The sequence below is a fragment of the Cellvibrio sp. ARAG 10.3 genome (assembly GCF_051846955.1).
In the GTDB taxonomy this organism is placed as follows: Bacteria; Pseudomonadota; Gammaproteobacteria; order Pseudomonadales; family Cellvibrionaceae; genus Cellvibrio.
In genome coordinates this window covers 17,041-31,711 of record NZ_JBPYCU010000028.1, presented here as the reverse complement: position 1 = coordinate 31,711, position 14,671 = coordinate 17,041, and the positions used below count along the sequence as shown (strand labels likewise).

Here is a 14,671-nt window from a genome sequence, read left to right as displayed (position 1 = left end):
AAGCATCAAACAGCATACTCACCACAAGCGGCCTGATGGGTTGCTTGTGGTGGTATCGGAGAGATGGTATCTACGGGGTTGTGTGTTGCCGCATCATGTAATAACATTTGTTACATGACATCCACATACGGTTTTCCTTTATGAAACGTGACAGCAGGCTTTCCGGTGTTCTTCATGTGCTGCTTCATATGGCGGAGCACAAGGAACCGCTGACGTCCGAGGCGCTGGCGAGGATGATGCAAACCAATCCGGTGGTGATTCGCCGCATTCTCGGCGGGTTGCGTGAGCAGAATCTGGTGCATTCTGAAAAGGGGCACGGCGGCGGTTGGCGGATATCTTGCGATCTGGAGCGGATTACGCTCCACGATATCTATATCGCGCTCGGTTCGCCGACGATGCTGGCCATGGGCAATCGCACCGAGTCGCCGGGTTGTCTGGTGGAAGAGGCGGTAAATGCGGCGATGAATCAAGCCTTTCACGATGCCGAAACAGTATTGTTAAGCCGTTTTCGTGAGGTGACGCTGGCTCAGTTGAGTAAAGATTTTTACCGGCGAATGCAGAAGCGCAAAAGTATTTGTTCGTAATTTTCAATACCTGTAAAAACCTTTGTAAGGTCAATGCGTTTTTTTCAGCTCACCCACAACAGGAGGCGATGATGTTCGACGTGATTATCCTGGGCGGCAGTTATTCCGGCATGGCCGCTGCATTACAACTTGCGCGGGGCCGACGCTCCGTGCTGGTGATTGATGCCGGTATAAGACGCAACCGTTTTGCCAGCGCGTCTCACGGTTTGCTCGGCCAGGATGGCAAAACACCTGATGAAATCGCCAGCAATGCCAAAGCACAACTGCTTGAATATCCCAATGTGACCTGGCGCGACGGAACAGCCGTATTAGCTGAACAAGATGGTGAACAGTTTGTGGTAACAGCCGATAGCAAAAAAACCTTTATCGGCAAGCGCTTGATATTGGCGCTGGGTGTACGCGATGAGGTTCCCGCTATTCCCGGATTAAAAGAACGCTGGGGCCAATCTGTTTTCCATTGTCCGTATTGTCACGGTTATGAATTAAATAACGCTCATCTGGGTGTGATTGCAACCAGTGCAATGTCCATGCATCAGGCGTTGATGATTCCGGACTGGGGCATCACCACTTTTTTTACCAACGGCGTCTTCGAACCTGATGAAGAACAGCGGCGGCAATTGGCTGCACGCAATGTCTCGATTGAACGAGAGTTAATTTCTGATATTTCCGGTCGCGCTATCGTCACCCTGCGCGACGGCCGCATGATTTCGTTAGCCGGATTATTTGTCGCGAGCCAGGTATCGGTATCAAGCCCGCTGGCACAACAACTCGGTTGCGAGCTGGAAGAAAGTCCACTCGGTTTTATCATTAAAACGGATGCACTTAAAGAGACGAGCATTCGCCATGTGTTTGCCTGCGGCGATGCGGCTCGCGCAGCGGGGAATGTAACCTTTGCCATTGCCGACGGCGTCCTCGCCGGCACCGCCGCCCATCGCTCACTCATGTTCGAAGGTCTGCACTAACCCACCCGTACCGTAGGTCGGATTAGCGCAGCGTAATCCGACAATGCACTGCGCAAGTATGAAAATTTTCGCAGTGGGAAAGTGGGGTGTCGGATTACGCCTTGCGGCTAATCCGACCTACGGGTATCGAGAACATTTATTAAATGACGCCGGTGCGCCAGTGGTTTTCGGGGAGGTTGGTGACGCCGAGCAGGCGGGCGATATCGCCGAAGAGTTCGTGTGTGCCCCACACGCGTTGGCCGTTGTTGACGCCGTCGCCGCCGTAAATGATGCGGCCCATTTGCAGCGCACTACCGGCACCGCCGGCCAGAGTGACTGCGCCGGCAGCGCCGCCGTGTTTGGAGCCGTCGCCCACTTCGGAGAACATCACCACCAGGGTATCGTCGAGCAATCCTTTCGCTTGTAATTGTTGCAGGGTGTAAGCCAGGAGCGAGTGATACCAGCGCACTTGCGCGGTGTGCGGTACATCGCCGGGGCGGTGGGAGGCGTTGTGGCTGGCGTGTTCGTTGTACCAGCGCGTCACGGTGCCAACAGTGCCACTGTTGGCATCGTGTTTGATGCCTTGCGCAATGGCATCCTGCGCCATTTGCCAGCATTCATCGAAGGCGTAATTCACCAGGTTGCCGTTCTCATCGCCTTTGGACATTTGCAGCGTGGCCACGCGACGCAGGCCGCAGGAAAACGCGCCGACAATATTGTTAATTTGCGCGCGGCACAGGTGCGGAAACATTTGCCATTCTGTCGGCGTCAGCGGTTGATTCGCTTGCGCATAGGGATCGGCGAGCACGTTCGGATTAAAACTGCATTCCCCCACCTGCACACCGGATTGATCGCGCAGCCGCCGCAAGGCGCTCGCATGTAAGTCAATCTTGTCCTGCCGTGTACCTTCCAGTGTTGCATCGGATAAATTTTCAAAATCCGCCAAAATTGTTTCGTACAGGCGCCGTTTTAGATCCGACACGTCGCCACCTGCATCACCGATGCGCGCCGCTAATTTTTGCGCGACATCGGCGGGATCATTGTTCGGAATCGGCCGCGCATTGGTTCCAACGTTGCGCGGTTTGGAGATCATCGCGTCGGATTTTGGTCCGGTGCGCACACCCAGACTCAACACACCTTCGCTGCCCAATTGCTCCGCAATTAAATGGTCAATGCTAGCGCTGGCATCGCTGATCTGGTTGTTGCCGGTGAGGATGCCGCGCATATCGTTGTAGTGCGCACCGGCGCCCTGGCCGATATCGAGATTCAGGTTTTTAAACACGATCAGCCGATTGTGCCAATCCTTCAAAGGCCCCAAGCCAAAACTCAATTCAGTACCGTTGCTGATGCTGCCGTTGTCCTGCACCGGTCGCCAGTTGTAGGGCACTACGCCGTTGGGGTAATACAAAAATAATACGCGCTGCGCGCCGCTGGTTTGCGCGAGCACAGGTTGCCCGAGCATCTGCCCCGCGAAGGGCAGCAACATGCCTGCCCGTGCGAGGTTCATTAAAAACGTGCGGCGCGAACGATTGTGGGAGTTTGTCATTGTTATGGTCCTCTGCAATTAACGACGCAAGATAAAACTGTCGGATAAGGTGAGGTCGATCAGCATGTCGCGCATGCCGCCACCCGCGCGCAGGTTCGCGCTGTAGGCGCGAATGATCGGTTCATCGAGTTGGGTTTCGTTGCGCCCCAGGGTGTAGCGGTAGAACTGCCGCGAGTAGCAGGCCGCACCCTGCCCGCTGTCAGCAATCAATGCGGCCAGTTCCGGGATTGTGTTGTAGGGCACCGCCGGGCTGTTGGGGTCGAGGGTCGTCTCCGGTGAATTCAGGCTTTTAATGGCGCCGCTGGCGTCCACCGCGCGGGTGTCGCCGTTGCCCAGGGTTTCGATGGTGCGGAACAGCGCATCGCTGCCGAAGCTTTCGAAACCGAAGCCTACGCCGTCGATAAACTGATGACAGGAGGCACAGGCCGGATCGCTGGTGTGGCGCGCGGTGGCATCGCGGTTGCTGTCGCTCGGCTCAAAGACCACATTGAAATCGGCCGCTGCGGGCGGCGGAAATTCCTGGCACATCAAGGCCTGGCGTACATACACGCCGCGCTTGATGGGCGCCGGGTTAACCGTGTTGGTACGCGAGGCGAGGAAGGCACCGTGTCCCAGTAGACCGGCGCCGGAGCGCGCTTCCCCAGGGGCATAGAAGCTGCGCGTCCAGTCCGTCACCGTCGGCATGCCGTAATGCGCAGCCAGTTCGGCATTGACCCAGGTGTAGTTGGCGGTCAGCAGCTCGTTGAACGGCTGGTTCTCCTTGATCGCTTCCACCACGAAACGCTGGGTTTCTTCCTTGAACGCGGCGATCAGCGTTGGGCTCTGGATGGCCGCAAACCCGTATTGGTTGTCGATCAGCCAGCCCGAGGCAAAGCGCCGCAGGCCGCGTTCGGCGCGCGGGTCCGCCAGCAACCGCTCCACCTGCGCAGTGATATCCAGGGTGCCCGCATCGGCGGCGGCCAGCAGGTTATCGTCCGGCGTCGTGACCCAGAAGGTGTAGGCCAGCAGGGTCGCGATTTCGTAGTCGTTCAGACGGTAGAGGCCGGTATCTGTGTCTGCCACGCCCAGTTCCGAGCGGTACATAAAGTGGGGAGACATCAACAGCGCCTGTACCAGGGTGCGGCCGGCGTCGGCGCTGTCATAAAGGGTTGTGTAAGTACTTACTTCGTCGTTTGACAAGGGGCGACGGAACAGCTTCTTGCCTAACCGCTCCACCACGCAGGGGTGATCACTACAGCCCGGCGCCAGGCCGGCAAAGCCTTTATCGGTGATAGCCTGGTCGGCCACCTCCGCGGCAACCATCTCGTAACCCAGGGTGCGCTCGTTGTCCGCGATCAGGAAGGAGGCGGTTTCAAAGTTGCGCAACCGGCCGTCCGCCGGGGCCGGGTTCATCAGGTTATCGGGGAAGGCAATGCCGAAGATATCGCGCACGCTGTTGAGGTATTCGGTGCGGGTCAGCAGACGTAAATTGCGCGCATCCAGGCTTTGCACGCTCGGGCAGTCGGTGCCGCTACAGGCGTCCGGCGCGTCCCAGGCATTGGCGATGATCATGCTGGCGATGTCGTAGGCGCAGTCGCCGGGGTTGGTGCCGGTACACTGATTGGCGGTACTCATCGGCATGTAGATGCTGATGTAATCCGCTAACAATTCCACCGTCCAGGCGCCGCTTTCGTGCAGATTATCGAGTGCGGCTGCTACGCCGCCCTTGCCCTGCTCGCCGTGGCAACTGGCGCACTGGCCAGCATAGAGATCCCGCGCGGGGCCGTGGGTGTCGCCCTCAAACAGCGCCTGTAACGATAGGCCGTGAGCCGGGACCACCAGTTGCACCTCGGTTTGGGTGGGATCGGTAAAGACATAGGGCAAACCATCGCCGGTCCAGCCAGCAAACGTGGTGCCGTAGGGTGCTTCATCAGCGGCGATAGTCACCACCGTGCCGGCGCGGAAGTCGCGTTCATTGTCCGGCGTGCTGCCGCCGATCACCGACAGGCGATACAGCGTATTGTCCCCCGAGCCGCCGGGGTTCCAGGGCGTCCAGCTGTTGCTGGCGTAGCTGTAACTGGCGGAGGTATTGATGCTCAGGTCCGGCGTTTGCGCACCGCTTCCGTTGGTGAAGATCACATTGATGGCGCCGTTGTGCAGGTATTGCGGCTCCACAGGGTAAGTCCACCAGCCGTCGGTGTCGGGGCCATTCATTGCCACACCGGGCCAGGGCGCTACCACCTGGTTTGCGCCGTTGACGACGGTCCACAAATAGATGCGCACGTTGGCCCAATCGGCGGCGTTATCAAAGCGCAGCTGCAAACCGGGCGTGCTGCCAGCGAGGGTCAGGGTCGCGGTCATTTCCTGATAATAGGCTTCGACCTCTGCGGTGCCAGCGGCCAGGCGCGTGAGCAGTCCGTTTGCACTCACTGATGCCACCTCGGCACCGCTCACCATCTGCCAACTCACCTGCCCGTATAGATTCACGCGCATACCGTCGCTGCGCACACCGTAGGCCACCAGTTGTTGTGCGTCGGCCAGTGCGACGCTGGCGGGCGCGATCTCTAGCGCGGTAATGGCTGCCGCCGACGAATTCGATGAGCTTGAGCTGGATGAGTTGCCGCTGGTATCCAGGCCGTTAATCCATTCCGCAAACACGGCTTCCGCCACCGGGTTGGTGTAGCGCGAGCCCTTGGGCATGCGATTACCGTCGCTGGTCTGGTAGATGTACACCACACTGTCGTCGGTGCTGCCGGGGCGCACACGATACTTGCCGCCGCTGGTGGCCTGGTTGATCCAGCGCATGTCCGCCAGCGGGGTGTCGTACTGCATGTCCATAAAGCTGCTGTTGTGGCAGTGTGCGCAGTTGGTATTGGCGTAGGCTTTGACGCGCGCGGTGAGATCCGCCGTGGCATTATCGAGCGCCGCAAACTGTTCGTAAGCCACCGGATGATCGATGCCTTCGCTGAATAAACCGATGCGATCGAACACCACCAGCTGGTTGTCACTCACGCCCTGATAATCAAACGTGCGATTGAGTTGACGCGTGTTGACCGCGAGCGGATCTTTACTGCCGCTGCCCACATGGCAGGAACCGCAATCGGCGGCGGATTGCACAGCGCGTTCGCGGTTAATCATTCCGCCATCCATCACGTTGCTGGTTTCGGTTACCAAATTGGCATCCGTACCCGCTGCATTCCAGTGATAATTTGCGGCTTGCCAACCGCTGTCCTGGCGAAACAACACCGAGGTCGTAAAGGGTTGCTGCGGATTATTTTCCGTGGCAATACTCAGGTGTTTGACCAACACCGAACCCACGGGTAAATCCCAGGGCTGGGTCGGATCAAAGCCGATGGTTGTGTTATTGGGGATGGCCATAAAATGCCGCGCCTGCGCGCCGTCGAACCAGCCGTTGCTGTTGAGTGCGTATTCAATCACGCCATTGACCGGGATCAGATTTTCCAGGTCGGCAAATAAACCGGTGGCCGATAAGTGCGCGGGAATGTCTGCCGCTTGCGCCGCGTCATCCACCACGCGATAAATCGTTGAACGCCCGCCGTATTCCACACCGTAGGTGGACACCAATAACTCTTCGCCACTTAAGTCGGTGCCGAAGGACACAATATTTTCCGGAAAGGCTTCGCTGATAATTTCTTTTGCTTCGCCGTCGACAATTGACCACAAACGCTTGGTGACGTAATCGCCGAAGATAAATCGGCCCGTCAAACCAGGTAATTTATTGCCGCGATACACCACGCCGCCGATGATGGAATAACCGGTGGGATGGTTGTAGCCATCGCGCGGCGGTTCAAAATCGGTACTGCAATTTTTTGCGGGGTCGCCACCCAGATCACCGCGATTGGTTAAACCTTCGCACACCGGCCAACCGTAATTTTTGCCTTTCCGGATCAGGTTCACTTCTTCAAAACCCGACTGCCCTACTTCGGTCTGCCAGATGGTGTAAGGCGCGTCCGGATCGAAAGCCCAACGCCAGGGATTGCGATGGCCATAGGACCAGATTTCCGGGCGGAAATCAGGATTACCGACAAACGGATTATCCGGCGGTACCGCGTAATATTTTCCGTCGACCGGCGTGTCGAGCAATTCGATGCGGATCATGGTGCCGAGCAAATTGCTGGTGATCTGCGCGTTGTTGTTGGTGCGCGGGTCCACCGGGTAAGACGTGATAGCGCTGTGTCCATAAGCACCGTCGCCGATACTCAGGTATAAATAATGTTCCTCGGCATGGAATTGCATCATGCCGCCTTTGTGATCCGGGCCGGGTTGGGGCACGCGTAAAATTTCCACGCGCGAATCGGGTATCAAAGCAGTGGGATTGTAAGGATCGTTTACCGTCCAGCGTTCCAGGATCGCATCGCCGAAAAGACCATTGGGTGCGCGTTCGTTATCGTCAGTGCCGTGGATGTAATAAATATAAAAATAACCGTTGCTGGCGTAGTCCGGATCAAACGCCATACTCAACAAACCCTGCTCGTGATAATTGCGCACGACGTTGTTGATATTGAGCAGCGTGCGCACTTCCGCTTTGGTGACAGTTTCGTCATTGGGAAACACAAAGATGGTGCCGACTTTGTCAACTACATAAATCAAATCATTCACACCGTCAGGTAATACCATCACTGGTGAGGGAAACTGATCGTCCAGATTGGGGTAGGCTTTCTCAAACCGGTAGTCGCCACCGGAGACATTGCCGGTAATGGGAAAATTGAAAGGTGCACCCGAACTGATGGGTGAGCTTGAACTGGATGAAATGACACTACTTACCTGGCTTGAACTCTGCTGACCTGAACTCATCTGGCTCGCACTACTCGATTGGTTTGCCATGGAACTTGATGAGGAACCATCGGCGATTAACGCGAAGCCACATTGTTGCAAACTTTTCCAATTTCCATTTTCGTAACACCCAGCACCATTGAATGTCAGGTCATTGGTTTGCGCACCGCCGTTGTTGCTGAAGATAACGCCCATCGACGCAGGCATCACGCCGTTATTTAACCGCTCACTGAAATCAAAACAATAAAAATTGCCGCGCCGGGTCATGCTGCTGCCTGGCCAGGCGGGCAAAGGGCTCACAGAGCCGGAGGGTACCGGATTCCAGAAATAGATCGAGGGGTTGGCGTGATTGCCGGGGTTGTTGTAAAAAATTGTGTTGGGCGAAAGCGTTTGCGCTACCTTCATCACACTGATGGTTTTTGTTGCGTCATCAAAGGTAATTTTGTAGTCGCCTTCGCCCTGGGTAACCGGGTAATCCTGTGCGGGATAGGCCTCATTCCAGTTATTGGCATAGCGGCTGATTTTAAAACGCGGGTTGGTGCCGGCAAATGTCAATTGTGTTTCCCACAGACCGGTGCTGCTATTCCAACTCATTGCGCTGGCAGCCCAGTTGTTCGGCGTACCACGCAGATGTGCTTCCGGCCAGGTTTGTGCACTGGCCCATGCGGATAAAAATAAAAAAGCAAGAAAAAAACGGCGACTGAACCAGGGTGTCAGGTGTGGTACGGGCATAAATTTTTCCTGTATTTTCCTATGTAGGAACCAGGCATGCAGTACGGCACGTTTTTCTGCTATTCACCCGGAAATCGTTATTGTTATTCATGTAATGGTGTTGCTTGTCGACCTGCAGACAATAGCTCGCCCCACGGCGCTGGCAGCGCGTGCAATCGTCTGTGTATTTGCATCCGGCAAAAAATTACTGCCGCCAGGCTGCTCGGCGTTATCCTCGGTACTGCTTATGGCACTGCTGTCGGCAATGTAACTGCCGTAAAGATTATGAAAGCTGGATATCCGTGGGCACCTATCGAACCCGCAGACGATTTGATTAAAAACACACTAGCCAGTGGGCACTGGCAAAACGTTATTGTTATTTAGCGTCTAAGCAATATAGGTGATCAAATTAACAGCAAGCAATATGAATACGTATTCAATAACCCGTGACAGACATCAAATTGTCACGATCTTTATGTAATAAAATTCTTTATAAACAGCGAATAATTCTAGGAAGTGTGTATTTTTATAAGTGCATACGTATGCAGCATGTCACTTGTGTTGGCTGCATCACTAAATGTCAGCGGTACATATAACAGCACGCAATATCAATCGGCACGTCCCTTTACCCGCACCTGCATATTTCCATCATGTTTGTTTGTATTTAATTCATTTACACTCAATACCCAGCGTCGCACTGCAACAGCTTTACGCACGCACTGTTAAACAATAACCATAAATTTTCTAACAGGTCCAAAGCCATGAAAAAATTTTTGATTGCCTTGTTATTCCTTCCGTCCAGTTTATTACTGTCGTTGTCTGTCAATGCACAAACCGCCTTCGTGCATTTATTTGAATGGCAATGGAACGCAATTGCCAGTGAGTGCGAAAACCATCTCGGTCCCAAAGGTTATGCGGCTGTGCAAGTGTCACCACCGCAAAAGTCTGTCAGCGGCAGCCAATGGTGGACACGTTACCAACCGGTCAGCTATGCCATCGAAGGCCGCTCGGGCACGCGCGCCGAATTTGCCAGCATGGTGGCGCGCTGTAATGCCGTGGGTGTCGATATTTATGTGGATGCGGTGATTAATCACATGTCCGTCGGCAACCGTAATTTTCCCGAAGTACCCTATGGCCCTAACGATTTCCACACCTGTACCAGTGACATTAATTACAGCGATGCCTGGTCCATCCAGAATTGCGATCTGGTGGGTTTGAATGATCTGAAAACCGAAGCGGATTATGTGCGCGGCAAGATTGCCGACTACCTGAACGATTTAATCAGCCTGGGCGTAGCCGGTTTTCGGATTGATGCGGCCAAGCATATGCCCAGCGGCGATATCGCCAACATCGTCAGCCGCTTGAATGGCAACCCGTATATCTTCCAGGAAGTGATCGGTGCGGGTGGCGAGCCAATCCAGCCGAACCAGTACACGTATATTGGTGACGTGACCGAATTTAATTTTTCCAACACCCTGGGCAATTATTTTAAAGGGCGCGGCGCCTTGCGCGAGTTGCGCAACATTGGCGTGTGGAGCGGCTGGCTGAACAGTGCGGATGCGATTACCTTTGTCGCCAACCACGATAACCAACGGCAAAACACCGGCAACATCATCACCCACAAAGACGGCATGAATGTTAATAATATCGCCCACGTGTTCGCATTGGCCTGGCCTTATGGTTATCCAAAAGTGATGTCCAGTTACGACTGGAACGATCACGACCAGGGCCCACCGAGCAGCGCAGCCAATACCTGTTCCAATGGCTGGTTGTGTGAACACCGCAATCGCGAAATCGCCAACATGGTCGGCTTCCGCAACGCCACACAAAGCGCCTTTTATGCTTCCAACTGGTGGGACAATGGGGCAAACCAGATTGCTTTTGGACGCGGTGATCGCGGCTTTGTGGTGATCAACGGCGAAAGTGGCGGCACCTTGAATACCACGCTGCAAACCGGCCTGGCTGCCGGCACCTATTGCGATGTGATCAAAGGTGATTTTTCCAATGGTGTGTGCACCGGTCCAACCATCACCGTCAGCGCTAACGGCAATGCCAGTTTTTCTGTCGGCGCAAAAGGTGCATCAGCCATTCATGCGGATGCCATGGTCGGCCCGATCACTGGGAATCAATGCGTCTACAGCACCATGAATTTGCGCGGCACGTTTAACAACTGGGGTTCAACAGCCATGACCTGCAACAATGGGATCTGGACCGGCAGCGCCAACTTTGCCGGTGGCAGCAATAACCGTTTCAAGTTTGATGTGTACGGCGATTGGCAAACCAATTTCGGTGATACCAACAGTGATGGCGTTGCCAACCTCAGCGGTGCCGATATCGCAATCACCTCCGCCGGTAATTACACTATTACCTTCAACGATGCGAGCCTTGCTTACACCTTAACGCCTGCAACAACCAGCAGCAGTTCCAGCTCAAGTTCCAGCAGCGCAACTGGCACGGTTGCGGTGAATTTCACCTGCCAGAATGGCACAACCTATTCGGGACAAAGTGTGTATGTGACGGGCAACAATGCGGCTATCGGCAGCTGGTCGGTGGCCAACGCGGTAAAGCTTAATCCTACCAGTTACCCCACCTGGACGGGCACCATCCAGTTACCGGCAAATACGGGGATTGAATGGAAGTGTGTGAAGCGTGAAGAAAATAATCCGACCGCAGGTGTGGTGTGGGAAGCGGGTGGGAATACGAGTGTGAATACGGGAAGTGGAGCGAGTACGGTGGGTGGGTTTTGATTTTTAAATTTTTATTTTTTGCTATCACGGTAAATTCGATCCGAGTTTGGCATTAGGCCGTTGTTTTCGAAACCCTCAAGTCACGGATGACTTGAGGGAGCTACAAGGATGTATTTATGCGTTTTCGAAAACAACGGCCTAATGACAAACGTTATGCAGAGTGCGTGTCGGATTACGCTGCGCTAATCCGACCTACGGAATGGTCTGATTTGGTGTAGGTCGGATTAGCCGAAGGCGTAATCCGACGATTTTTATGTTGAGTTATAACTTTAAACGAAGACCAAGGCGCGTTAATCCCGCGCCGATCAACATAATAAAAATCGCAAAACCAAAACTCCATATAATGCCCGCTATACCGGCATTAAAAAATTCCGGCCGCAAACGGATGCCGACGAGCGCCAATAACGATAATAAAATGTACGGCAAGATATAAACCAACAACGGGTTCACCGCCGCCGGTTCAAAGAGTTTGCACCAGGCCTGCTTTTGATAGACATCCACCAGCCAATAAATCAAACCAAAGATAATGCAGCAAAATAATACGCTGAACAGCGCCCAACTGGGTGTGGCCCAGATTTTTGAGATGGGGGAAAATTCCCAGCTGATAAACGCCAGCAATCCCACCACCGACGTGAAGATAAAATAATGCTGCTGACCGAAAGAATGCAGCCCCGGATGATAAAACAGCAGCGACAGAATCACCCCGCCCAGTACGATTGCGGCGTGGGTGTGGTTGCCATTATTGTCTGCCAGGGTTTGCAGTATCGGAATATCCTGGCCTTTGATCGCGTCCAGGAGAAAAAAAATCGCCAACAACACCAACGCGGAAGCCAGCAGCGTAATCAATTGCCACAGCGGTGTCGGGCAATGGCAACTGGCGATGTATATCACGCTGGCAATCAGATAGGCCCAGCCGATCAAACCGAGGATGCCCCACCACTGTGGGGTCATGCCCGCATTATCAGGGCCGCGATACAAACCCCATAACACCAGCAAGCCCACCACCCCCAGAATTTTTCCGCCGTTTACCAATACCGGCGAGAGGGATTTGGGATAGTGGGACCAGATTAGCAACACGCATGCGAACATCAATAAGGTCCACAGCGAGATCGGTATCACCATCGCCTCTTCAAGGTAACCGGATTCTGCATTCACCATAAACACGCCGATAAGGATCAGCGCCAGGCTGCGCAGGCCGACATGTTTGAATACCTCCTGCGTGGAGTCGCCTTTACTGAAACGCGCCTGGGTGGCGAAGGGGATGGACATACCCACGATAAACAGAAACGCCGGAAAGACGAGATCGACAAAGGTCATTCCATCAACCTGGGCGGGATAGTGTTTCATCCATTGGGGAATATTGCTGATGCCGGCCAATTCATTGACAAACACCATGGTAAAGATCGTCATACCGCGGAACACGTCAATGGATAAAATCCGACGTGCCGCCAAAGCCAGTTGATTCATTGTTATAAGCCTTCGTTACTTTTTATATAACTGATTATGTATCCGGTGGTATCAATGGTAGTAGAAACGCCATTGATCTCCCCGAATTGTATTGACCGAAGGCTTACGATAACCGAGGCAAACTGTCGCCCGCAATCGCTATCTGGGGGTTTAACAGTAATTAACGGGCTGTTGCGAAGCAGCGCAAACGCACTGGCTTTATGCTGGCTCCTGTTCATCCAGGGGACGCAAGGCATCCAGCAGCGAGCGACGCAAGGCCGCCAACACCCGGTAGACATCCGCAAAACTGTAAACCGCGCAGATCACAAACAGCGGAATAAAATTAACGATGTAGCGGGAGTTGGCCTCCCACAATAACAGGAACAGGTAAATCCCCAGCACACCGGTGCGCGCCGCAAAAATCCTCGCAGCCTGTTTGTTGCGCGTGAGGGCGTCGTACCATAAGCCCGCGATAATCAACAGGAACAGCAGGATGTGGTGGCCCTGGGCCAGTATCTTGTAGTAATCAAAATAGCGGCCACCATCCAGGGCGAATTCATGCAAACCATTGCGGCGCAGGGGATTGTCATCAATCATCTCGTGCACGCCATAAATGCCGCTGCCGAAATTCAGTTGCTGTTTGCGGTCAAGAAATGCCAGATAACCCCAAAAACCGTAATCCGCCAGGCGCTTCTCGATGAGCGTCAAGCTGGCCGCGACTCGCTGTTCGTAAGTGGGGTAACTGTAGGTGTAGCCATAATCCCCACTGTTGTAGGCGCCATTGTCTTTCAGGCCCATCATCACCCAGTGTGTGTAAGGAACCCGTTTCAAATCGGAATAGCGTTCGTCGAGTAAATGCGTATCGCGATAATGGGTAAAACTGTTGAGCAAGACAAAAAAGATGACCAGTGCCGCCACCACACTGGAACGCTGCCGCCATAGCTGGCCGCGAATCAGCAGGTCTGCAAGGACGGCGACTCCCACAATCGCCACCGAAAATTTTATCAGGGCACCCAGCGCGCACAGCACACCGATACAGACGCCCAATACCAAACGTCGATAAAAAATCTGCTGCTTTAACAGGCGCAGATAACCGTAATAAACCCCTGCCACAAAAGGCAATGACAAGGTGTCGGTATAGAACACCGGTGTATAAAACTGTAACGGCAGACAAGTGGTCATGAACCAGAGTGCCAGCCAGCCGTGTTTAACATCTTTTAATTCGCGGCCAATACCGTACACCAACAAGCTGCCGAGCGTGAGCGACACGACATTGTAAATGGTGCCCAGCCAATACAGATCTTCCACGCCCAGCGCTTTACCGATCGAAAACAGCAGACCTAGCAAACTCGTCGCGCCGAGGTTGTGGGGAAAGATATGAAAGTAATCGCGATAGTTACCGAGGTTGCCCTGCAAGGCGAGGTTAAGAGCGCCGCGATACACCGCTTCAGTATCCCAGGAGGTTTCTACCGCTAACCAATACCCCAAGGTTAATTGACCGATGAGCAACAGCAACAGGCAGATAATGAGAATAGGTTTTTCCCGGCGTGCCAGTAGCGCCTCGCGTTGGCTCAACCAGCGATATAGATAGGTGGTCACTATCAACCAACCCAGGATCGACACAATCGTTGCCAAGGTATTGAAACTGTAAAGCCGGTTTTCAAATAGCACACCGAGAAACAACCAGGAAAACAGCAGCGCGAAGCAGAAGCAAAAAAAACGGTGGAAATGCTGGATAACGGCGGAGCTACCGCGCAGAGTCGGGAGAGGCATAATATTTTCCTTTATTTTTTTACCTATACCGGTGGCTTCCGGTACGATTTTCAGTCCTTTATCGAGATCGCTCTCAATGAATGGATCAGTGGGATGTCACTTTACTAAACGGTCATGTTGAGTCAATAGCTACGCGCTGGCTCAAATGAT

At 53.9% G+C, this 14,671-nt stretch carries 7 protein-coding genes; 3 read left to right on the top strand and 4 right to left on the bottom strand.

From position 1 onward, the window contains the following. Positions 1–140 precede the first annotated feature (140 nt). Both ACSV5M_RS20835 and ACSV5M_RS20830 read left to right on the top strand, forming a co-directional pair. The gene (locus tag ACSV5M_RS20835) at positions 141–584 is read left to right on the top strand and encodes an Rrf2 family transcriptional regulator (RefSeq protein WP_439178721.1); all 444 of its coding nucleotides are present in this window, start codon (positions 141–143) and stop codon (positions 582–584) included. Positions 585–655: 71 nt separating this feature from the next. Beyond that, positions 656–1,546 (top strand): NAD(P)/FAD-dependent oxidoreductase, encoded by an 891-nt coding sequence (locus ACSV5M_RS20830; RefSeq protein WP_439178719.1) that lies wholly within the window; start codon positions 656–658, stop codon positions 1,544–1,546. A 139-nt stretch (positions 1,547–1,685) separates the two neighbouring features. Here ACSV5M_RS20830 and ACSV5M_RS20825 read toward each other — a convergent pair whose 3' ends face one another. Further along, positions 1,686–3,071: a DUF1552 domain-containing protein gene (locus ACSV5M_RS20825; protein ID WP_439178718.1), complete on the bottom strand. Its 1,386-nt coding sequence runs from the start codon at positions 3,069–3,071 to the stop codon at positions 1,686–1,688. 18 nt (positions 3,072–3,089) lie between these two features. Further along, complete coding sequence (locus tag ACSV5M_RS20820) at positions 3,090–8,576, bottom strand: PQQ-dependent sugar dehydrogenase (protein WP_439178715.1); 5,487 nt, start codon at positions 8,574–8,576, stop codon at positions 3,090–3,092. Between the two features lie 740 nt (positions 8,577–9,316). Here ACSV5M_RS20820 and ACSV5M_RS20815 point away from each other — a divergent pair. Beyond that, positions 9,317–11,302: a carbohydrate-binding module family 20 domain-containing protein gene (locus ACSV5M_RS20815; protein WP_439178713.1), complete on the top strand. Its 1,986-nt coding sequence runs from the start codon at positions 9,317–9,319 to the stop codon at positions 11,300–11,302. A gap of 261 nt (positions 11,303–11,563) precedes the next feature. Here the strand turns inward: ACSV5M_RS20815 and ACSV5M_RS20810 are convergent, their stop codons facing one another. Next, entirely contained in the window at positions 11,564–12,769 is a 1,206-nt protein-coding gene (locus ACSV5M_RS20810) for a DUF5009 domain-containing protein (protein WP_439178710.1), read from the bottom strand. A 198-nt stretch (positions 12,770–12,967) separates the two neighbouring features. Continuing rightward, a complete protein-coding gene (locus ACSV5M_RS20805) occupies positions 12,968–14,521 on the bottom strand; it encodes a glycosyltransferase family 39 protein (protein ID WP_439178709.1) in 1,554 nt (517 codons plus the stop codon). Between the last annotated feature and the right edge of the window lie 150 nt (positions 14,522–14,671).